The sequence below is a fragment of the Burkholderia savannae genome, from assembly GCF_001524445.2.
In the GTDB taxonomy this organism is placed as follows: Bacteria; Pseudomonadota; Gammaproteobacteria; order Burkholderiales; family Burkholderiaceae; genus Burkholderia; species Burkholderia savannae.
In genome coordinates this window covers 3,602,064-3,623,687 of the sequence record NZ_CP013417.1, presented here as the reverse complement: position 1 = coordinate 3,623,687, position 21,624 = coordinate 3,602,064, and the positions used below count along the sequence as shown (strand labels likewise).

The 21,624-nt window shown below is 68.9% G+C and carries 18 protein-coding genes and 1 pseudogene; 7 read left to right on the top strand and 12 right to left on the bottom strand.

From position 1 onward, the window contains the following. Nucleotides 1-38 precede the first annotated feature (38 nt). The 3 genes from WS78_RS17730 to WS78_RS17720 all read right to left on the bottom strand — a co-directional run bounded on the left by WS78_RS17730 (nt 39) and on the right by WS78_RS17720 (nt 3,652). A complete protein-coding gene (locus tag WS78_RS17730) occupies nt 39-1,628 on the bottom strand; it encodes an ABC transporter substrate-binding protein (protein ID WP_038747101.1) in 1,590 nt (529 codons plus the stop codon). Between the two features lie 174 nt (nt 1,629-1,802). Next, complete coding sequence (locus tag WS78_RS17725) at nt 1,803-2,993, bottom strand: acetyl-CoA C-acyltransferase (RefSeq protein ID WP_059584392.1); 1,191 nt, start codon at nt 2,991-2,993, stop codon at nt 1,803-1,805. Between the two features lie 242 nt (nt 2,994-3,235). Next, nucleotides 3,236-3,652: a MarR family winged helix-turn-helix transcriptional regulator gene (locus WS78_RS17720; protein ID WP_038747104.1), complete on the bottom strand. Its 417-nt coding sequence runs from the start codon at nt 3,650-3,652 to the stop codon at nt 3,236-3,238. Nucleotides 3,653-3,934: 282 nt separating this feature from the next. On the opposite strand from WS78_RS17720, the gene WS78_RS17715 reads away from it, so the two are divergent. Then, nucleotides 3,935-4,648, top strand: coding sequence for an SDR family oxidoreductase (locus WS78_RS17715; protein ID WP_059584289.1), 714 nt, complete (start codon nt 3,935-3,937; stop codon nt 4,646-4,648). A 232-nt stretch (nt 4,649-4,880) separates the two neighbouring features. On the opposite strand, the gene WS78_RS17710 is transcribed toward WS78_RS17715, so the two are convergent. The 4 genes from WS78_RS17710 to argS all read right to left on the bottom strand — a co-directional run bounded on the left by WS78_RS17710 (nt 4,881) and on the right by argS (nt 9,079). Further along, the gene (locus WS78_RS17710) at nt 4,881-5,660 is read right to left on the bottom strand and encodes an SDR family oxidoreductase (protein ID WP_059584292.1); all 780 of its coding nucleotides are present in this window, start codon (nt 5,658-5,660) and stop codon (nt 4,881-4,883) included. 19 nt (nt 5,661-5,679) lie between these two features. Further along, entirely contained in the window at nt 5,680-6,318 is a 639-nt protein-coding gene (gene dsbA, locus WS78_RS17705; protein ID WP_038747112.1) for a thiol:disulfide interchange protein DsbA, read from the bottom strand. Between the two features lie 52 nt (nt 6,319-6,370). Beyond that, entirely contained in the window at nt 6,371-7,216 is an 846-nt protein-coding gene (locus WS78_RS17700; protein ID WP_038747115.1) for an SPOR domain-containing protein, read from the bottom strand. Between the two features lie 78 nt (nt 7,217-7,294). Beyond that, entirely contained in the window at nt 7,295-9,079 is a 1,785-nt protein-coding gene (gene argS / locus WS78_RS17695) for an arginine--tRNA ligase (RefSeq protein WP_059584294.1), read from the bottom strand. Between the two features lie 202 nt (nt 9,080-9,281). On the opposite strand from argS, the gene WS78_RS17690 reads away from it, so the two are divergent. Beyond that, nucleotides 9,282-9,605 carry a DUF1840 domain-containing protein gene (locus WS78_RS17690; RefSeq protein ID WP_059584296.1) on the top strand — a complete coding sequence of 108 codons (324 nt, stop codon included), beginning with the start codon at nt 9,282-9,284 and terminating at the stop codon, nt 9,603-9,605. Between the two features lie 224 nt (nt 9,606-9,829). Here the strand turns inward: WS78_RS17690 and metH are convergent, their stop codons facing one another. From metH to WS78_RS17665, 5 genes are all read right to left on the bottom strand, one after another. Continuing rightward, the gene (gene metH / locus WS78_RS17685) at nt 9,830-12,547 is read right to left on the bottom strand and encodes a methionine synthase (protein ID WP_059584298.1); all 2,718 of its coding nucleotides are present in this window, start codon (nt 12,545-12,547) and stop codon (nt 9,830-9,832) included. A 47-nt stretch (nt 12,548-12,594) separates the two neighbouring features. Next, a complete protein-coding gene (locus WS78_RS17680) occupies nt 12,595-13,674 on the bottom strand; it encodes a homocysteine S-methyltransferase family protein (protein ID WP_059584300.1) in 1,080 nt (359 codons plus the stop codon). Between the two features lie 193 nt (nt 13,675-13,867). After that, nucleotides 13,868-14,125, bottom strand: a complete 258-nt coding sequence (locus WS78_RS17675; RefSeq protein ID WP_009893251.1) for a BTH_I0359 family protein — start codon at nt 14,123-14,125, stop codon at nt 13,868-13,870. A 186-nt stretch (nt 14,126-14,311) separates the two neighbouring features. Then, entirely contained in the window at nt 14,312-15,673 is a 1,362-nt protein-coding gene (locus tag WS78_RS17670; protein WP_059584303.1) for a DUF3108 domain-containing protein, read from the bottom strand. A 76-nt stretch (nt 15,674-15,749) separates the two neighbouring features. Further along, nucleotides 15,750-16,613, bottom strand: coding sequence for an IclR family transcriptional regulator (locus tag WS78_RS17665; RefSeq protein ID WP_038747131.1), 864 nt, complete (start codon nt 16,611-16,613; stop codon nt 15,750-15,752). A 117-nt stretch (nt 16,614-16,730) separates the two neighbouring features. Here WS78_RS17665 and WS78_RS17660 point away from each other — a divergent pair, with 117 nt between their 5' ends. From WS78_RS17660 to WS78_RS38235, 5 genes and pseudogenes are all read left to right on the top strand, one after another. Beyond that, on the top strand, nt 16,731-17,723 hold the full coding sequence (locus WS78_RS17660; RefSeq protein WP_038747134.1) for a fumarylacetoacetate hydrolase family protein: 993 nt from the start codon (nt 16,731-16,733) through the stop codon (nt 17,721-17,723). A 246-nt stretch (nt 17,724-17,969) separates the two neighbouring features. After that, a complete protein-coding gene (locus WS78_RS17655) occupies nt 17,970-18,797 on the top strand; it encodes an enoyl-CoA hydratase/isomerase family protein (protein ID WP_059584306.1) in 828 nt (275 codons plus the stop codon). An 85-nt stretch (nt 18,798-18,882) separates the two neighbouring features. Beyond that, a complete protein-coding gene (locus WS78_RS17650) occupies nt 18,883-19,701 on the top strand; it encodes a PhaM family polyhydroxyalkanoate granule multifunctional regulatory protein (protein WP_038747142.1) in 819 nt (272 codons plus the stop codon). A 36-nt stretch (nt 19,702-19,737) separates the two neighbouring features. Next, nucleotides 19,738-21,018: a patatin-like phospholipase family protein gene (locus WS78_RS17645; protein ID WP_059584308.1), complete on the top strand. Its 1,281-nt coding sequence runs from the start codon at nt 19,738-19,740 to the stop codon at nt 21,016-21,018. Between the two features lie 71 nt (nt 21,019-21,089). Continuing rightward, a pseudogene (locus WS78_RS38235) lies at nt 21,090-21,567 on the top strand (hypothetical protein). Nucleotides 21,568-21,624 lie beyond the last annotated feature (57 nt).

Genomic DNA, 21,624 nt, shown 5'->3' with positions numbered 1-21,624 from the left:
CGTCGTTGCGCGCGGGCCGCGGCGGCGGCGTCGCAGCGCTACTGCACCGACACCGCGTCGAAGTGCTGCCGCCCGAACGGGCTCACGCGATAGCCGGCGACGTTCGGACGCGTGATCGCCGCGGCGGTCGGATAGCCGAGCGGAATCCACAGCGCCTCGTCGTGGATGATCTTCTGCGCGGCTTCGTAGAGCTTCGCGCGCTTCGCCTGATCGGCCGTTTCCTTGCCGTCGGCGATCAGCCTGTCGAGCTTCGGATCGCAGTAGCGCGCGAAGTTGAGCCCCGACTTCACCGAGTTGCAGCTGAATTGCGGCGTGAGGATGTTGTCCGGATCGCCGTTGTCGCCGGCAAAGCCCATGAACAGCAGGTCGTGCTGGCCGAGCTTCGCCTGCTTGATCAGCTCGCCCCATTCGATCACCTTCACGTCGGCCTTCACGCCGATCTTCGCGAGGTCGGCCTGCAGCAGCTCGGCGCCCGCCTTCGGGTTCGGGTTCAGCACGCTGCCCGTCGGGCGCACCCAGATCGTCGTCGAGAAGCCGTTCGGAAAGCCCGCGGCCGCGAGTAGTTGCTTCGCCTTCGCCGGATCGTGCGGATACGGCGCGATCGATTTCGCGTAGCTCCACGTGTTCGGCGGGTACGGGTTCGTCGCGGGCGTCGCGGTGTTGTCGAACACGACCTTCAGGTACGTCGTGCGATCGAACGCGAGATTGAGCGCCTCGCGAACCTTGTCGTTGTCGAGCGGCTTCTTCTGCGTGTTGAGCGCGACGAACGCGGTCATGAACGCGGGCGTCTCGACGACCTTCAGCGCGCGGTCGGCCTTCGCCGCCGCGACGTCCTGCGGCTTCGGCGACAGCGCGATCTGGCATTCGCCCGCCTTCACCTTCTGCGCGCGCACCGAAGGATCGGGCGTGATCGCGTAGATGAGGCGCTCGACCTTCGGCTTCGGCCCCCAGTACGTCGGGTTCGCCTCGTAGCGGATCACCGCGTCCTTCGTGTAGCTCTTCAGCACGAACGGGCCGGTGCCGACCGGCTTCGCGTTCAGGTCGGTCTGCTTGCCCGCCTTCAGCAATTGATCCGCGTATTCGGCCGAATAGATCGACGCGAAGCCCATCGTCAGGATCGGCACGAACGTCGCGTTCGGCTCGTTCAGCTCGAACTTCACGGTCGAGTCGTCGACTTTCGTCACCGCCTTCACGAGCTTCACGAGCCCCATCGATTGCGCATGCGGAAAGCCGCTCGCGCCCGCGACCTTGTGCCACGGATTCGCGTCGTCGAGCATCCGGCTGAACGTGAAGACGACGTCGTCGGCATCGAGCGCGCGCGTCGGCTTGAAGTAGTCGGTGGTCTGGAACGCGACGTTCGGGCGCAAATGGAACGTGTACGCGAGGCCGTCGGCGCTGACGTCCCATTTGTCCGCGAGCGCGGGCACGACCTTCTTCGATGCTTCGTCGTACGACACGAGCGTGTTGAACACGACGTCGGCGGACGCGTTCGTCGTGACGAGCGAGTTGTACTGGACGACGTCGAAGCCGTCCGGGCTCGACTCGGTGCAGACCGTCAACGGTTTCGCGGCGGCGACGGCGGGGGCGGCGGCGACGAGCGCGGCGGCGGCGATGAGCGTGAAGCGCATGAGATCTCCCACGTGGCGTAATTCTGATGACGGCGGGCGGCAACGCCGCAGCGGCCGCACGCCAGCGGGATAGCATACCGTCAATATGCGCCCGATGTTAATCGGCGCCGGAACGCACCATGCCGCGGCGCCGGAACCGACGCCGTGGCGGCGCGCCGCCGCGGAGCAGCGGCGTTACGTCAGCTCGATCGCCAGCGCGGTGGCTTCGCCGCCGCCGATGCACAGGCTCGCCGCGCCGCGCCGCGCGCCGCGCTCGCGCAGCACGCCGAGCAGCGTGACGACGATGCGCGCGCCCGACGCGCCGATCGGATGGCCGATCGCGCACGCGCCGCCGTGCGCGTTCACGCGTGCGCGCGGCAGGCCGAATTCGCGCATCACCGCCATCGGCACGACCGCGAACGCCTCGTTGATCTCGTAATAGTCGACGTCCACGTCCGACGGCTGCCAGCCGGTGCGCGCGAACAGCTTGCGCAGCGCGCCGATCGGCGCCGTCGTGAACCATTCGGGCTCCTGCGCATGCGCGGAGTGCGCGCGGATCGTCGCGAGCGGTTGCACGCCGAGCGTCTCGGCGACCGACGCGCGCGCGAGCACGAGCGCCGCCGCGCCGTCCGACAGCGGGCTCGAATTCGCGGGCGTGATCGTGCCGTCGGCGCGAAACGCGGGCTTGAGCGTCGGGATTTTCGCGGCGTCGACGGTTTGCGGCTGCTCGTCGATCGAAATGGTTTGCGCGCCTTGACGCTTGCCGATGTCGACGGGCGCGATCTCCCAGTCGAGCGCGCCGCTTCGCTGCGCATGCTGCGCCCATTGCAGCGATTCGGTCGCGTACGCGTCTTGCGCCGCGCGCGTGAAATCGTAGCGCGCCGCGCAGCGCTCGCCGAATTCGCCCATCGGCGTGCCGCGATCGTACGCGTCCTCGAGGCCGTCGAGCGCGACGTGGTCGTAGAAGCTCGCGTGGCCCGAGCGGTAGCCGCCGCGCGCGCCGAGCGCGAGATACGGCCCGTTCGACATGCTCTCCATGCCGCCCGCGACGACGACGTCGGCGCTGCCGTTCGCGAGCGCGTCGAATGCGTAGCGGATCGCCTGCATGCCGGAGCCGCACACCTTGTTGACGGTCGCGCACGCGACCGAGCGCGGCAGCCCCGCGCCGAGCACGGCCTGCCGCGCGGGCGCCTGCCCGAGCCCCGCGCTCAGCACGCAGCCGACGTACGCTTCGTCGACGCGCGCCGGATCGATGCGCGCACGCTCGACGGCCGCGCGGATCGCGACGCTGCCGAGCTCGGTTGCACGCTTCGACGAGAGGTTGCCCAGATAGCGGCCGACAGGCGTGCGCGCCGCGGAAAGAATCACGATCGGATCGGCTGACATGATGCGCTCCATGCGTGGGGAAAAGACGGCCTGGCATTTGAATGCATATGCATATATTATGGTCGGGCGCGTTGCCGATGCAAGGTGCGGCGCTCATGGGAGGAGTACGGCTGGGGAACGGCGAATGAGGCCGCGGGTACGACGGGTACGACGTGTGCGCGTGTCGCGCGGCGGCGGGTCGCGTCGCGCGGAGGAAAGCGCCGCGCGCGAAACGCGCTCGGAAGGACGGCGAACCGCGAGGCTCAGTCCGACAGCGCCTCGGCGAGCGCGAAAATCTCGGCGTCGAGCGCCTGCATGTTGCGCTTGCCGACGCGCCGATACACGTCGTTTTGCGCGGCTTCCCAATCGGCGCGCGACGCCTTGTACAGCGCGGCGCCCTTCGGCGTGAGGCTCCAGAGCCGTACGCGCTGGTCGTCGCCGGATTCGGCGCGCACGAGCCGATTCGACTGCAGCGTCGCGAGCGTGCGGCTCAGCGTGGTCTGATCCAGCAGCAGGCGCGTCGCCAGCTCGCCCGTCGGCAGCGTGCCGCAGCCGTGCAGGGCCGCGAGGATCGTAAACTGCGTGACGCGGATGCCGTGCTTCGCGAGGTGCGCGTCGTAGAGCGACGTGATGGCGCGCGTGGCCTGGCGCAGCGTGCCGCAGTGGCACAGGAGTCTCATTGGAGCGTCGCTCATCGTGGGTCCTTCGGAATCGTTCGTCGACAGTGAACATTCTATGACTTACAAAATGCATATGCATGATTTTGCGTCGATCGGCGGTGGCGCATCGGTGCCGTGGATCGCCGTTTTGATGGATGAACCGATGTGCATGCATCGGTTGAGCGGAAAGTTGTGCTCGCCGATCGGGGCGAGGCGGCTTCGTTCGGGGTGTGGCGGCACCGCGTGCGCTCGCGTGCGCGGCGGCGGCCGTGCGTAACCGTGGTCTTGTCAGCGAGAATCGAAATGAAACTGGATGATGCTGTCGTACTGGTGACGGGGGCGAATCGCGGCCTGGGGCGCGCGTTCGTCGAGGGGCTGAAGGCGGCCGGCGCGAAGAAGATCTACGCGGCCGCGCGCGATCCGGCGCGCGTGACGACGCCCGGCGTGCAGCCGGTGCGGCTCGACGTCACGCGTGCGGACGACGTCGCCGCCGCCGCGCGTGACCTGCGCGACGTCAATCTGCTCGTCAACAACGCGGGCATCTACCGGACGGGCTCGCTCGTCGCGGATGCGGACGGCGGCGCGCTGCAGGCGCAACTCGATACGAATTTCTTCGGGCTGCTCGCGATGGCGCGCGCGTTCGCGCCGGTGCTGCGCGAGAACGGCGGCGGCGCGATCGTCAACGTGCTGTCGGTGCTGTCGTGGCTCGGCGTGCCGAACGCCGGCGCGTACGGCATTTCGAAGGCCGCCGCGTGGGCCGCGACGAACGCGATCCGCAACGAGCTGCGCGAGCAGGGCACGCGGGTTCTCGCGCTGCATTCCGCGTACATCGACACCGACATGGTCGCGCAGGCGCAGGGCGTGCCGAAGAACCGTCCGGAGGACGTCGTCCGGCAGACGCTCGACGCGCTCGCCGCCGGCCGCGACGAGGTGCTCGTCGACGATTTGACGCGCGGCGTCAAGGCGGGATTGTCGGCCGATCCGGCGGTCTACACGCAGCCGCCGACAGGCGCATGAAGGCTCGTTGAAGCGCCGCTGAAGCGCCCGTGCGACGGCTGCGCGAGAGATGCGTGACGGATGGGTGAAAGGCGCGGCGCAAGATGTGTCGCCGTTGGCGTTGCCGCCTTCGCCTTCGCCTTCACGTTCGTCGTTGCCGTCGACGTCGACGTTGGTGCTGCCGTCGCCACCGTCGCCACCGTCGCCATTGCCGCCATTGCCGCCATTGCCGCCGCCGTCAGCGGCGGCGCGCTCAGCCCGCCTTCGCCCGCGGTTTGCGCGGCGCTTTCTCGAAGAGGCGGTCGTACAGCCAGCGCGGCATCACGTGCAGCAGCTTCGCGACGACGCCCATCTGCCACGGAATCACGCGAAACGCCGTCTTCTGCGAAATGGCGAGCGCCGCGCGCTTCGCGAAGCGGTCCGCGTCCATCAGGAACGGCATCGGATACGGATTGTGCTCGGTCATCGGCGTGCGGATGTAGCCGGGCGCGATCGTCACGACCGCGACCTGCGCGGGCCGCAGCTCGACCCGCAGCGCCTCGAGATATTTGATCGCCGCTGCTTTCGACGCGCTGTACGCGCCCGAGCCCGGCAGCCCGCGCACGCCGGCGACGCTCGCGACGCCGACGAGCGTGCCGTGTCGAGCGGCCGTCATCGGTGCGATGAACGGCTCGAACGTTGCGATCATTCCGTAATAGTTGACGTCCATGATCTCGCGGAACGCGGCGAGATCGCCCTCGCCCGTGATCGCGCCCTTGCTGATGCCGGCGTTCGCGATCACGATGTCGGGACACCCGTGCGCGGCGACGAAGCGCGATGCGGCGAGCGCCAGCGCGTCGGCGTCGCGCACGTCGGCCGGGTAGATCGAGATCGCGGCTTTGGGAAAGCGCTGCGCGAACTCGGCGAGCGCGTTGGCGCGCCGGGCAACGAGGCCGAGCGTCGCGCCTTGCCGCGCGTATTCGGCGGCGAGCGCGAGGCCGAGTCCGCTGGACGCGCCGGTGATGAAGACCTTGAGCGGGAGAGGGGCGTTCATGCCGGCGCGGGGCGGGGGGTTACAGCTTCTTGTCCTGCACTTGCTTGACGAGGTAGTCGAGCACCTGCGCCGTGCCTTCCAGGCTGTTCGTGTACGCCGGGCCCGTCTTGTACTTGCCCTGCACGACGATCGTCGGCACGCCGTCGATGTTGTAGCTCTTCAGCAGCTCGGCCGATTGCTTCACCTGGCCCTGCACGCTGAACGAGTTGTACGCGTCGAGGAACTTCTTCTTGTCGACGCCTTGCGTCGCGAGGAAGTCGGCCTGCGCCTGCGGCGTCAGCAGATAGTTCTTCTCCTTGTGGATCGCGTTGAACACGGCGGGCGTGACTTTCTCGGAGATGCCGAGCGCCGCCAGCGCGTAGAACAGCTTCGAGTGCGGAATGAAATCGTCACGGAACGCCACCGGCACGCGCTTGAACGCGATCTTGTCGCCTTGCTTCTTCACCCATGCCTCGACCGTCGGCTCGAACTCGTAGCAGTGCGGGCAGCCGTACCAGAAGAACTCGATCACCTCGACCTTGCCGGCCGGCGCGGACACCGGCTGCGGCGACTTCATCACTTCGAAGTCCTTGCCGGCGACGGGCGCGGCCGGCGACGCCTGCGCGAAACCCGCGACGAGGCTCAGGGACAGGAACAGCGTGCTAAGCAGTTTTTTCATGTTCGAACGTTCAATCGGTTGCGTGGGTAACGATGTCGGACGGCAGCGCGGCTTACTGCTTCGTAAAGCGGATCACGGCGGTATCGACTCCCGCATCGGACAGCCGCTGGCGCGCGGAGTTCATGTCGTCGAATTTCGAGAACGGTCCGATCCGCACACGGAAGTAGGTGACGCCGCTCACGTCGCGCTTGGACACCTTCGATTCGAACCCCTGGAAGCCGAGGCGCGCGCGCTGCTGCTCGGCGTCCGCTTCGGTCTTGTACGCGCCCACTTGCAGGAAGTAGCCGGTGTTCGCGTCGGCGCCCGACGTCGGCTTCGCGGCGGCGGTCGTCGCCGACGACGCGCCCTTCGGCGCCTGCGCGGCCTTAGGCGGCGTCGCGGCGCTCGCCTGCGCGTTGTTGTTCGCGACGTGCGGCGCCGAGCTGCCGTTCGCGGCCGTCTGCGGCTTCTTCGCGGGCGGCGGCGTGATGTCGGCGGGCTTCGGCGCGACCGCGACGCCGTTGTCGGCGGCGTTGTTCGATTCGCTCGACGAGCCGTTGCCGTTGTTGTTCGACGACGGCACTTCGACGATCTGCGGCTCCGGCAGCAGCGGCGGCTGGCTCGGATTCGCGGCCTGGCCGGGCGCCGTGTTGGGCGGCGCGGGCTGCGCGGCCTGCGGCGTGACCGGCTGGCCCGGCGTCTTGCCCTGCAGCGCGCGGTTCGGATCGAACTGCTGCGGCTGGCTCGCGTTGCTGTCGGCGGGCGGCGCGACCTTCGACACGAACGGCGACGGCGCGCGGGTGATATAGAGCGCCACCACTACCGCGATGGCCAGGCCGACGATGAGGCCCAGCACGATTCCAAGAAACGTTCCTCCGGCTTGTTTCGATTGCTTCGACGTGCGGCGTGGTTTTGCCATTGCTTGAGTCACCTGCGAAAAATTTCGTGAAACAGCCGCGGCGCGCTGCGCCGCGGCGCTTGGCCGATGGTCCCGGCGTTACATCTTGCTGGGCGCGGACACGCCCAGCATCGCGAGACCGTTTTCGAGCACCTGGCGCGTCGCCGCGAGGAGCGCGACGCGCGCGGTGCGCGGCGCTTCTTCGTCGACGAGAACGCGCTCCGCATTGTAGAACGAGTGAAACTCGCTCGCGAGGTCGCGCAGGTAGAACGCGACCGCGTGCGGCGCGAGCTCGTGCGCCGCGTGCGCGAGCACGTCCGGATACTCGGCGAGCTTCTGCATCAGCGCCGCCGCCTGCTTGCTGCCGAGCGGCGACAGGTCGGCGCCCGGCAGCAGCGCGTCGGTGGCGCCATAGCGTGATTTCCACTCGTTGAGCACCGAGCAGATCCGCGCGTGCGCGTACTGCACGTAATAGACCGGGTTTTCGTCGTTCTGTTTCAGCGCGAGATCGATGTCGAACACGAATTCCGTGTCCGCCTTGCGGGAAATCAGGAAGAAGCGCACCGCGTCGCGGCCGCGCGTGATCGTCGCCTCGTCGAGCAGGTCGGGCGAGACTTCCGAGCCCGGCGTCGCGCCGCCCGACCATTCGATCAGGTCGCGCACCGTCACATAGCTGCCCGCGCGCTTCGAGATCTTCACTTCCTGGCCGTCGCGCATCACCGTGACCATCTTGTGCAGCACGTAGTCGGGATAGCCCTTCGGAATCCCGACGTGCAGGCCCTGCAGGCCCGCGCGCACGCGCGCGATCGTGCCGTGGTGGTCCGAGCCCTGGATGTTGATGACCTTCGTGAAGCCGCGCTCCCACTTCGTCACGTGGTACGCGACGTCCGGCACGAAGTACGTGTAGGTGCCGTCCGACTTGCGCATCACGCGATCCTTGTCGTCGCCCTCGTCGGTCGTGCGCAGCCACAGCGCGCCTTCCTGCTCGTAGGTCATGCCGGCCCGGATCAGCGCATCGACCGTCTTCTCGACGCGGCCTTCCGTGTAGAGCGACGACTCCAGATAGTACTGGTCGAACTTCACGCCGAACGCCTTCAGGTCCATGTCCTGTTCGCGGCGCAGGTACGTGACCGCGAACTTGCGGATCGCCTCGAGATCCTCGACGTCGCGCTTGCCCGTCACCGGCTCGCCGTCGCTCGCCGCGACGGTCTCGCCGTTCAGGTAGTCGCGCGCGATGTCGGCGATGTACTCGCCGTTGTACGCGGCCTCCGGCCAGAGCGCGTCGCCCGGCTTGAGGCCGCGGGCGCGCGCCTGCGTCGAGATCGCGAGATTGCCGATCTGCACGCCCGCGTCGTTGTAGTAGAACTCGCGATGCACCGCGTAGCCCTGGCTCGCGAGCACGTTCGCGAGCGCGTCGCCGAGCGCCGCCTGGCGGCCGTGGCCGACGTGCAGCGGGCCCGTCGGGTTCGCGGACACGAATTCGACCAGCACGCGCTTGCCGTGGTTGCGCTCGGACGCGCCGAACGCGCGGCCTTCGGCGAACACCGCGCCGATCACCGCCTGCTTCGACGCGGGCGAGAGGCGCAGGTTGATGAAGCCGGGGCCGGCGATTTCGGCCGCGTCGACGAGGCCCGCCGCTTCGGGCTGCGCGGTGAGCGCGGCGACGATCTTCTCGGCGAGCTGGCGCGGATTCGCGGAAAGCGGCTTCGCGAGCTGCAGCGCGACGTTGCACGCGATGTCGCCGTGCGCGGCGACCTTCGGGCGCTCGAGCGCGATCGCGGGGAGGACGAACGTGGCGTCGGCGTCGCCTTTGGACGCCTGGACGACCTGCTTCACGCTGTTTTCGAGCAGGGTTTCGAGAGTATGTTTTTGAGCAGGCAGCATGCTGGTCGAAGATATCGTTGGCGGCGTCCCGCCTGGCCGGGCCGCCGTCGCGCCACACGGCGCGCGTTTCAGGGATCGCTGAATTTTAACAGGTGCTAATATGTCCCTCAGGTGCTGAGCGCCCCCGACGTTTGTTCAGCGCGCCGGCCGGGCGTCCGTCGCGGACGTACGGCGAGCACGACAAGATGAAAAGGGAGTTGTCATGATTACGTTCAAAAGCAAGGCGGCACAGGATCTGGATGTGCTGAAGGATTTCGCGGTCTATGTGCTCGGCGTCGTCGGCAAGCAGCTCGGCGAGCGCGGCGTGATCACGTCCGACGAGCTCGACGGCGCGATCGCGAAGCTCGAGGACGCCGTCAGCCAGGCCAAGCAGGCGCGGGCCGAGCATGCGGGCCATTTCCATGAAGACGAACCCGATCACCCGCACCACGAAGTCTCGCCGAGCCTCGCGCAACGCGTCGCGCCGTTTCTCGTGATGCTGCGCGAAGCGAAGGCGCAGAACGCCGACATCCACTGGGGCTTCTGAGCGCCGTTCGCCGGCCTTCCGATACCCGGAAAGCCCGCCTCGCGCGGGCTTTTTGCATGTTGGGGGCCGGGGCGCGCGGCGCGCTCCGGCCGCCGTCGGCCGGCCGTGCGACCGCGCCTGGCGCGGGCCGCCGCCGGCCGCGCGCGCGGCCCGCGGCCGAAACGCGCCGCCGGCCGCGGAGCCGACCGAATGCCCGCCGCCGTGCGCGGCGCCCGCGGCGGCCGTCAGAGCAGCGGCGCGAGCGCGCGCTCGGCGTCCGCCTTCGACAGCGCGGTGCGGCGCGCGAAATCCTCGAGCTGATCCTGCCCGATCTTGCCGACCGAGAAGTACTTGCTGTCCGGATGCGCGAGATAGAAGCCCGACACGCTCGCGGCCGGCAACATCGCGAGCGAATCGGTGATGCTCATCCCGATCTCGTCTGTATGAAGCGCTTCGAACATTGCGCGCTTCACGAGGTGATCCGGGCATGCCGGGTAGCCGGGCGCGGGGCGGATGCCCGAGTAGCGCTCGGCGATCAGCGCGTCATTGTCGAGCTGCTCGTTTGCCGCATAGCCCCATAGCTCGCGGCGCACGCGCGCGTGCATCGCCTCGGCGAACGCCTCCGCGAGGCGGTCGCCGAGCGCCTTCAGCATGATCGCGCTGTAGTCGTCGTGGTCGGCCAGGAACTGCTTTTCCTTCGCGTCGACGCCGATCCCGGCCGTCACCGCGAACATCCCGATGTAGTCGGCGACGCCCGACTCCTTCGGCGCGATGAAATCGGCGAGCGAGCGGTTCGGCCGCATCACGCCGTCGACCACCGGGCGCACGCTCTGCTGGCGCAGGTTGCGCCACGTGAGCAGCACTTCCGAGCGCGTGTCGTCCTTGTAGATCTCGATGTCGTCGTCGCCCACCGTGTTCGCGGGCAAGAGCGCGATCACGCCGTTCGCGGTCAGCCAGCGGCCCTGGATCAGGCGCGCGAGCATCGATTTCGCGTCGGAGAACACGCGGCGCGCCGATTCGCCGACGATCTCGTCGTTCAGGATCGCCGGATACGGGCCCGCGAGATCCCAGGTCTGGAAGAACGGGCCCCAGTCGATGTAGTTCGCGAGCTCGTTGAGGTCGTAGTTCTTGAACACGCGCCGGCCGATGAACTTCGGCTTGACGGGCGCGTGGTGCGCCCAGTCGATCCGCGTCTTGTTCGCGCGCGCCTCGTCGAGCGTGACGAGCGGCAGCGCCTTCTTGTTCGCGTGCTGCGCGCGGATGCGCTCGTAGTCGGACTTCAGCTCGTCGAGATACTTCGCCGCGCCTTCGTCGGACAGCAGGCTCGAGGCGACCGACACCGAGCGCGACGCGTCCGGCACGTAGACGACGGGGCCTTCGTAGTGCGGCGCGATCTTCACGGCCGTGTGCACGCGCGACGTGGTCGCGCCGCCGATCAGGAGCGGAATCTTCTTCACGCGGAAGTAGTCGTCGCGCTGCATTTCGGACGCGACGTACGCCATTTCCTCGAGGCTCGGCGTGATGAGGCCCGACAGCCCGATGATGTCCGCGCCCTCGACCTTCGCCTTCGCGAGGATCTCGTTGCACGGGACCATCACGCCCATGTTGACCACTTCGAAGTTGTTGCACTGGAGCACGACCGACACGATGTTCTTGCCGATGTCGTGCACGTCGCCCTTCACGGTCGCGATCACGATCTTGCCCTTCGCGCGCACGTCGCCGCCCGCTTCCGCGAGCAGCCGCTTTTCTTCCTCGATGAACGGGATCAGGTGCGCGACGGCCTGCTTCATCACGCGCGCCGATTTCACGACCTGCGGCAGGAACATCTTGCCCTGGCCGAACAGGTCGCCGACGATGTTCATCCCGTCCATCAGCGGGCCCTCGATCACGTTGATCGGGCGGCCGCCCGCCGCGTCGATCTTCGCGCGCACTTCCTCGGTATCCTCGACGATGAAGGTCGTGATGCCGTGCACGAGCGCATGCGAAAGCCGCTTCTCGACCGGCTGGTTGCGCCACTCGAGGTTTTCTTCCTTCTTCGCGCCGCCCGCCTTGAACTTGTCGGCGATCTCGAGCAGGCGGTCGGTCGAATCGTTGCGGCGGTTCAGGATCACGTCCTCGACGCGCTCGCGCAGCTCGGCGTCGAGATCGGCGTACACGCCGAGCTGGCCCGCGTTCACGATGCCCATGTCCATCCCGGCCTGGATCGCGTGATACAGGAACACGGTGTGGATCGCCTCGCGCACCGGGTCGTTGCCGCGAAACGAGAACGACACGTTCGACACGCCGCCGCTCACCTTCGCGTACGGCAGGTTCTGCTTGATCCAGCGGGTCGCCTCGATGAAGTCGACCGCGTAGTTGTTGTGTTCCTCGATGCCGGTCGCGACCGCGAAGATGTTCGGGTCGAAGATGATGTCTTCCGGCGGGAAGCCGACTTCGTTCACGAGGAAGTCGTACGAGCGCTTGCAGATCTCGGTCTTGCGCTCGTACGTGTCGGCCTGGCCGGTCTCGTCGAACGCCATCACGACGGCCGCCGCGCCGTAGCGGCGGATCAGGCTCGCGTGGTGGCGGAATGCTTCCTCGCCTTCCTTCAGCGAGATCGAGTTGACGATCGCCTTGCCCTGCACGCATTTCAGGCCGGCCTCGATCACGTCCCACTTCGACGAGTCGATCATGATCGGCACGCGCGCGATGTCCGGCTCCGACGCGATCAGATTCAGAAAGCGCACCATCGCCGCCTTCGAATCGAGCATCGCCTCGTCCATGTTGATGTCGATCACCTGCGCGCCGTTCTCGACCTGCTGGCGCGCGACGGCGAGCGCCTCGTCGAACTGGCCGTTGAGGATCATGCGCGCGAACGCCTTCGAGCCGGTGACGTTGGTGCGTTCGCCGACGTTGATGAAGAGCGTTCCGGGCGTGACGTTGAACGGCTCGAGGCCGGCTAGGCGCATCGTATGGTCGGTCATGGCGGTGCGTGCGTATTCGGGTTGGAGTGGGGGGGCGGCGGTGAGCGTCAGGCGGCTTCGCTGTACTGGTTCGGCCAGCGGCGCGGCTTGACTTCGGCGAGCGCCTTCGCGATCTCGGCGATGTGCTCGGGCGTCGTGCCGCAGCAGCCGCCCGCGAGGTTCACGAGGCCCGCCTGCGCGAATTCCTTCAGGAGCCCCGACGTGACGTCCGGCGTCTCGTCGAAGCCCGTCTCGGCCATCGGGTTCGGCAGGCCGGCGTTCGGGTAGCACGACACGTAGGTGTCGCACAGCTTCGCGAGCTCGGCGATGTACGGGCGCATCAGCGCCGCGCCGAGCGCGCAGTTCAGGCCGAAGGTGAGCGGCTTCGCGTGGCGCAGCGAATTCCAGAACGCCTCGACCGTCTGGCCGGACAGGATGCGGCCGGATGCATCGGTGACGGTGCCGGAGATCATGATCGGCAGCCGTTCGCCGGTGTCCTCGAACAGCTGGTCGAGCGCGAACAGCGCGGCCTTCGCGTTCAGCGTGTCGAAGATCGTCTCGACGAGGAACAGATCCACGCCGCCGTCGAGCAGCGCCTTCGCCTGCGCGTAGTACGCGTCGCGCAGCTCGTCGAACGTGACGTTGCGCGCGCCCGGATCGTTGACGTCCGGCGAGATGCTCGCCGTCTTCGGCGTCGGCCCGATCGCGCCCGCGACGAAGCGCGGCTTGGCCGGCGTCGTGTATTTCGCGGCCGATTCGCGCGCGAGCGCGGCCGACGCGACGTTCATCTCGACGACGAGGTCTTCCATCCCGTAATCGGCCTGCGCGACGGCCGTCGCGCCGAACGTGTTGGTCTCGACGATGTCGGCGCCCGCGGCGAAGTACTGGTCGTGGATCTCGCGAATGATCTGCGGCTGCGTGATCGACAGCAGCTCGTTGTTGCCCTTCACGTCGCGCGGGAAATCCTTGAAGCGCTCGCCGCGATACGCGGCTTCGTCGAGCTTGTAGCGCTGGATCATCGTGCCCATCGCGCCGTCGAGGATCAGGATGCGCTGCCGAAGCAGCGTCGGCAGCTCGGCGCCGCGCGTGTACGGCGCGGCGAGGGCGGCGGATTGGACGGAAGACGCGATCGGCGTGGGCTCGGACATGGCGGATTACCGGCGTATCGGAAAGCCGTCATTGTAGCCGCTGCTCCCGTCGTACGTGAGGCGGCCGTTCGCGGGCAAACAAAGCCCCCGCGCGGCGGACCGGGCGGGGGCGGGTTGGAGTGCGCCGGATCGCGTCGGGCGGCGGCGCTTTCGCGGACCCGCGGGTCCGGCAAGCGGCCGCGTCCGTGCGACGTTAGTGGAGAACCACGGGTTGCGTCATCAGGCTGTCGAACTGTCCGAGGAATTCGTCGACCTCGTCGAGCGACGGCTCGGCCTGGATCAACTGCTTCACGTGCTCGCGAAAGCGCGCGGCGAGTTCGCCGTCGATGAAGATTTCGCGTTGCGCGTTCTTGTCGACGATCTCGTAGCCACCCGAGTTCATCGCATGGTGGCCGTCCTGCGGCGGAAACTCGACGACGCAGTAGTTGGGGCTGTTGTAGATCATTTGCATGGCGGCACTCCTCTTTGCTGTGGCTTTCGGCCTCGTTGCCACCGTAGGTGGGGCAGACCGAGCCGGTTTCAAGGGGGTTGGCGCTGCACGCCGGTCGTTTTTACACGCGGCGTATCGGTTTGATGCCGATGACCTTAAAACGTTTCCGATTCTGCTCCAGTGGACGAAAGTTGTTGTCAAAGATTGTCAAGGTTGTTGCCGCTCGTGAACGGCGGGCGATTCGGCCGGCGTGCCGTCGGTCGTATTTACCGATTCGTCGGCGTTCAGCGGCGCGCCGGACGCCGGCGCCCGTGCGGCGTCCGCGCCGGCGCCTACGTTGGCGCTCGCGCCGCCGTTCGCGCCGGTGCGTTCGCCCGCCGCGTCGCGCGCATCCGAGCGACGGTGCAATAGCAACTCGATCTGCGCGCCGTTCGGTTCCGTCTGGACCATTCGCACGGGCAGCCAGCCGAGCGACGGCGCGAGCCAGATGTCGATGCGGCGCGTGTCGCCCTCGCGGCGCGGCAGCCGCATGAAATGCCGGGCGTCGAGCCTGCCCATGCCGGTCGAGATCGTCTCGTCGCCGATCGTCGTGATCGGCCAGGTCTCGCCGCTGTCGCGATCGACGACGAAGAACTCGCGCGTGACGCCCGGGCGGTACGCGTCGGGATCGCCGCCGACGAGGCCCGCGAGCTGCATCAGCATGCTGAAGCGGTCCTGCGCGCCGTCGGGCAGCGCGAGCGAATTCGGCGTGCCCGTGAACACGATCTGCCTCGTCTCGCGATTGAAGATCGCGAAGTCGGGCGGCCGCCTGCCGCGCGTCTCGACGTAGCGCTGCGGCGCGATGCCGAACGCGTCGACGCGGCCGCGGCTCTCGTACGTGTACGGGCCGACGAACGGCACGGGCATCGACACGTACAGCGAATAGGCGCGGCCGTCGGTCTGCCAGTGGATCGTGCCCGGCGTGTTCTGCATGCCGTTGTAGAACGTGTCGTATTGCAGCTCGCCCGAAGGCGGGAGCGTGAACTTCGAGCCGGGCTGCGCTTCGCCGGGCTGCGCGGTTGCGTCCGCGCCCGACGCGCCGCCCGCCGTGTTGCCTGATGCGCCGCTCGCCGGCTCGTCCGTTGCGGCTGTCGCCGCGCTCGCGGACTTGGCCGCGGAAGCGGCGGGCGCTACGACAGGCGCTACGACAGGCGCTGCGACGGGCGCTTCGGTAGGCGCTTCGGCGGGCGACTCCACGGCGCTCAACACGGGTTCCGCGCGACGCGGCGCGCGGACGCTCGGCTGCGGAGCGGGCATGGGCGTGGGCGCCGCATGCTTTGGGACGGCCCGTGGCCGAACGGCCGCGGGCTTCGCGGGCGCCGGCGCACGCTCGATCTGCTGCGGCTTCAGCAACTCGACCTGAACCGGCACGTTCTCGGGCTCGACAGGCTTGAACGGCTCGCGAAACCGCACGAGCCACAGCGCGGCGAGCCAGTGGAGCGCGAGCACGAGCGCGAGCACGAACGCCGCGCGCCGCACGCGGCGCGGCGCGATGCGCGGGTTCGACGAAACGGTGGACGACGGCGGCATCAGGGGCGGGCGAGCATCTCGAGCAGCGAGGAAGCGGGGGCGCGCGCCATGCGCGGCCGGGATGCGGCGGCGCCGGTCAGGCGTCGCGCGCCCCTTCACTATACCCAAGCTCGTAGGAGAGCTTCTGCGCGCAAGCGCGCAGCGCGACGTCGATCTCCCCGCCCCAGCGGATGTCGAACGCGCCTTCGTGGCCGAGCGCGATGATCGCGAGCGCGAGATCGCCGAGCGCGTCGAACACCGGCATGCCGAACGCGTTGATCGTCGGCAGCAGCATCCCTTCGACGCGGGCCGCGCGATGCGCGCGCACGTCGGCGAGCGCCGCGTCGACTTCGGCGAGCGTGCGCGGCCCGGTGTAGTGCGTCGCGCGCCGCGTGTCGGCGAGCTCGCGCTCGATCAACGCGGCCGTCTTGCCGCGCGGCAGGTACGCGGCGAACACGAGGCCCGTCGCCGAGCCGAGGAGCGGCATCACGTCGCCGAGCTTGAGCGACGCCTTCGCCGGATGGCTCGACTCCATCCAGTGGACGATCGTCGGCCCCTGGTTGCCCCATACCGCGATGCCGACCGTCTGGTCGAGCTGATCGCGCAGCGCGGTGAGCGCAATCCGCGCGAGCTTCACGCCGTCGACGCGCGCAAGCCGCGCCAGGCCCATTTGCAGCGCGAAGCCGCCGAGCTCGTAGCGGCCCGAGACCGGGTCCTGCGAGACGAGCCCGAGCCGCTGGAAGCTCACGAGATAGCGGTGCGCCTTCGCCGGGCTCATCGCCGCGCGCTGCGCGAGGTCGCGCAGCATCATCGCGCGGGGCTCGCTCGTCAGCACGTCGAGCAGGCGAAAGCCGACCTCGATCGACTGGATGCCCGAGCGGATCTTTTCCTCGGCGGTGTCGTGGTCGTCGGCGAGATCGTCGTCGGGCGAATCGGAGGCGTTTGAGGCGGACTTGTTCACGGCGTTGCGGGAAGAATGGGAATCGAACGGCGGCGCGGCTTGCGGCGCGCGCCGCCGCGCGGATTCACCATCGTAAAATAGATTCCTTCCATCGTCACTACAACGGCTCTCTTCCCTATGAAACTTGCTTCGCTCAAGGACGGCACGCGCGACGGCCAACTGATCGTCGTATCCCGCGACCTGCACACGGCGGCGATCGCCGACGCGATCGCGCCGACGCTGCAGCGCGTGCTCGACGACTGGGCGTTCTATGCGCCGCAGCTGCGCGATCTGTACGACGCGCTGAACCAGGGCCGCGCGCGCAATGCGTTTGCGTTCGAGCCCGCCGACTGCATGGCGCCGCTGCCGCGCGCGTTCCAGTGGGCGGACGGCTCCGCTTACGTGAACCACGTCGAGCTCGTGCGCCGCGCGCGCGGCGCGCAGATGCCGCCCGAGTTCTGGACCGATCCGCTGATGTACCAGGGCGGCAGCGACGACTTTCTCGGGCCGCGCGACGACATCGTCTGCGCGTCGGAGGAGTGGGGCATCGATTTCGAGGCGGAGGTCGCGGTGATCACGGCCGACGTGCCGATGGGCGCGACGCCCGACGAGGCGCTGAAGGCGGTGCGGCTCGTCACGCTCGTCAACGACGTGTCGCTGCGCAACCTGATTCCCGCCGAGCTCGCGAAGGGCTTCGGCTTCTTTCAGAGCAAGCCGGCGAGCGCGTTCGCGCCGGTGGCCGTGACGCCCGACGAGCTCGGCGAGCACTGGCGCGACGGCCGCGTGCATCGCCCGATGATCGTTCACTGGAACGGCAAGAAGGTCGGCCAGCCGGATGCGGGCGTCGACATGGTGTTTCACTTCGGTCAACTGATCGCGCACGCGGCGAAGACGCGCAACGTGCGCGCGGGCTCGATCGTCGGCTCGGGCACGGTGTCGAACCAGGATGCGAAGCGCGGCTACTGCTGCATCGCCGAGAAGCGCTGCGTCGAGACGATCGAGCACGGCGCGCCGCAGACCGAGTTCATGCGCTATGGCGACAAGGTCAAGATCGAGATGTTCGACGAAGCCGGGAAGTCGATCTTCGGGGCGATCGAGCAGGCGGTGGCGCCGGTGGACGGCGCTGCGTAATCGAGCGAAGGACACGAAGGGCGCGAAGCCGAAGCCCCGCGACGAGAGGCCGTGCGAGCAAGCCGCGTGAAACGCGCGCCGGCGCGGCGCGCGACGTGCACGTTCCGGCGTCGCGGTGCGCGCGGCGCTTCGCCGGTCCCGCGCCGGGTTTCGCCCGATGCCCGCCCGAACGGGCTTCGCTACACTGAATCGAAAGCGACGAAGAAGCCTCCCGATCACTCAATCCCAATCGAAGGAAGGTTCAGCATGTCCGATCTCGCTCCCTATGCCGGCTACGAAGCGCTGCGCATCCGGCGTCAGCCGCACGGCGTCGTCGAAATCGTGATGAGCGGCGAAGGCGCGAACCGCAGCGGCCTCGCGGTCGCGAGCGAAGCGATGCATCGCGAGCTCGCCGACATCTGGCGCGACGTCGATCGCGATCCCGATGCGCGCGTCGCCGTGATTCGCGGCGAAGGCAAAGGCTTCTCGGCGGGCGGCGATCTCGCGCTGGTCGAGCGGATGGCCGACGACCACGCGGTGCGCGAGCGCGTCTGGCGCGAGGCGCGCGATCTCGTCTACAACGTGATCAACTGCAGCAAGCCGATCGTGTCCGCGATGCACGGGCCCGCCGTCGGCGCGGGGCTCGTCGCGGGGCTGCTCGCCGACGTGTCGATCGCCGCGAAGAGCGCGCGGATCATCGACGGCCACACGCGCCTCGGCGTCGCCGCGGGCGATCACGCGGCGATCGCCTGGCCGCTTCTGTGCGGGATGGCGAAGGCGAAATACCACCTGCTCCTCTGCGAGCCCGTGAGCGGCGACGAGGCCGAGCGCATCGGGCTCGTGTCGCTCGCGGTCGACGATCACGATCTGCTGCCGAAGGCGTACGAGCTCGCCGAGCGGCTCGCGCACGGCTCGCCAAGCGCGATCCGCTGGACCAAGTACGCGCTCAACAACTGGCTGCGGCTCGCGGGGCCGACGTTCGACGCGTCGCTCGCGCTCGAATTCATGGGGTTTTCGGGGCCGGACGTGCGCGAAGGCATTCGCTCGCTGCGCGAGCGCCGCGCGCCGGATTTTTCGGGCGACGCGCCGTCGTGAGCGCCGCGCGCGCTATGATCGGCAATGGACGCCGCCGCGCGGCGTTCGCCCGTGACCCGCTTCAATCGTTTCGAAGGAATCGACGATGACCGATACCAACGGCACCAATCCGTTTTCCGGCTTCGGCGGCTTTCAGCCCGCCGGCTTCCTCGACAAGATGTGGGAGATGATGCGCCTCACGCCGTTCGGCGGGTTGGGCGCGTTTCCGGGCGCGTCGCAAGGGCTGCCGCCGTCGCTGTCGGCGATGTCGGACCTGATGGCGCCGCTCGCGAGCGTCGAGGAGCTCGACAAGCGGATCACCGATCTGCGCGCGGTCGAGCAGTGGCTGAAGCTCAACCTCGGCATGCTGCAGTCCGCGATCCAGGCGCTCGAGGTGCAGCGCGCGACGCTCGCGACGCTGCGCGCGTTCGGCGCGTTCGCGCAGACCTCGATGGCCGCCGCCGAAGCCGCGCTGACACCCGACGATTCGGCGCATCGCGAATCCGCTTCGACGCCGGCGTCGGCGCGCGAAGCCGGCGCGAGCGAGCGCGACGAAACGCGCGGCGGCGCGTTCGCGAGTGCCGATGCGGGCGCGGCGGCCGCGGCCGAAGGCGCGCAGCAGCCGCAAGCGGCGCCGGGCGCCGACGCGTTCGATCCGGCGGGCTGGTGGAACCTGCTGCAATCGCAATTCAATCAGCTCGCGCGTTTCGCGATGGCCCAGTCGGGCATGACGCCCGCGGGCGGCGCGTCCGAGCCGGGCGGCGACGCGGCGCCGAAGCCGTCCGCCGCGAAGAAGCCGGCGACGCGCCGCGCCGCCTCGCCGCGCGCGAGCGGCTCGGCGGCCGACCGCGCGCCCGGCGCGTCGAGCGCGGCCGACGACGCGAAGCCCGCCGCCGCGAAGAAACCGGCGAAGCGCAGCCCGTGACGCGCGCGGCGCCGATGAGGACACGCTGAGGCGGACATGCGGCTCGCGCTCGTGCTGATGGGAGGCGGCGCGCGCGCCGCGTATCAGGTCGGCGTGCTGAAGGGGCTCGCCGAGATCGCGCACGATGTCGATCCGAAGCGGCGCACATCGCCGTTCACGGTGATCTGCGGCTCGTCGGCGGGCGCGATCAACGCGACGTCGCTCGCGAGCCACGCCGACGATTTCGAGCACGGCGTGCGGCGTCTGCTCGAATTCTGGGAGCGGCTGCGCGCCGAGCACGTGTATCGAACCGACTGGCTCGGCATTGCCGCCGCGGGCGCGCGCTGGCTCGCCGCGATGAGCATCGGCTGGGCGGCGCGCCGCTCGCCGCGCGGGCTGCTCGACAACGCGCCGCTCGCGCACCTGCTGCGGCGCGAGCTCAACTTCCACCGGATCGAGCTGATGCTCGAGGCGCGCAAGCTGCATGCGCTGTCGGTGACGGCGCTCAGCTACACGAGCGGCCGCCATCTGACGTTCTATCAGGCGAGCGAGCCGATTCAGGCGTGGCGGCGCGCGGAGCGCACGGCCCGGATGGTCGATCTGTCCGCGGGGCATCTGATCGCGTCGTCGGCGATTCCGTTCGTGTTTCCCGCGGTGCCGCTCGTGCTCGACGGCCAGATCGAATATTTCGGCGACGGCTCGATCCGGCAGATCGCGCCGCTGTCGCCCGCGATCCATTTCGGCAGCGACCGGATCGTCGTGGTCGGCGCCGCCGACCCGCGGCCCGAGGTGCCCGCCGCGAACGGCAACGGGCGCGGCTACCCGTCGCTTGCGCAGATCGGCCAGCAGGTGCTCGCGAGCGTGTTCCTCGATTCGATCGGCGCCGACATCGAGCGGATCGATCACGTGAACCGGATGATCGAGCATCTGCCCGCCTACGTCGAGCCGGCGAGCGGCTGGCGGCACGTCGACGTGCTCGCGATCGCGCCGTCCGAGCGGATCGAGCTCATCGCGTCGAAGCATCTGAAGCGGCTGCCGCTCACGGTGCGCGGGCTGCTCGGCGCGGTGGGCGGCAACAAGCCGGCGGGCGCGTCGTTTGCGAGCTATCTGCTGTTCGAGGCGGAGTTCACGCGCGAGCTCGTCGAGCTCGGCTACCGCGACGCGCACGGGCAGCGCGAGCGGCTCGCGCAGTGGATCGCGTCCGCCGAGCGCACCGGCGCGGAAGCGGAAGGCGGCCCGGGTTCGGGCGTCGAGGCGGGCGCGAGCGTCGCGGGGACGGACGACGGCGTGGCGGGCAGCGGCGATGCGCGCACGTCCGGCCGGGCCGCCGGGCGCTGATGGCGCCGCAGCGGCGGCCCGCGTCCGGATTCGACGTGCCGCTCGCGACGAACGGGATCGTCCCGGACCGGATGAATCGCCCGCATGCGGCCCGATGCGGGCCGACGCGGCCCGTTGCCGCCTCGCGCCGTTCGCCCGCGTTGCGGCGGGGCGGCGCATTCGGGCGCGGCGATTCAGCGCCGTTCGCCCGTCGTTCAACGGCCGTTCGCCCGCCATTGCGGCTTGGGTTGCGTTTTCGCCACGCTAACGGAATGCTTTCGCTGCGACGCTTTGCCGCATGGGCGCGGCCCCGGCGCCCGCCGCCGTCTCGGAACGGTCACAGTCGCGTGCTATTATGGCCGCCGCCGAATACATCACATCGGGCCGCTCGGGCGCAGCCGTTCACCACGGCGCGCGGGGCCCGGCAACGAAGCCGGCGGTGCGCCGGCGCCTTTCAGGCATGCGCGACGCGGCTTTCGATCGTCGGGAGCGCTGAGTGCGGCCTTGCCCCACGGTGGAAGTGCGGCCGCCCGGCGTCCGGCGCGAAACCTGCGTCCGGGCCCGGATTAGCGCGTAAAATTATCGACTTGGTTGCGAAAACGCCTGCACTAGGCGTGTTTGCCGCAA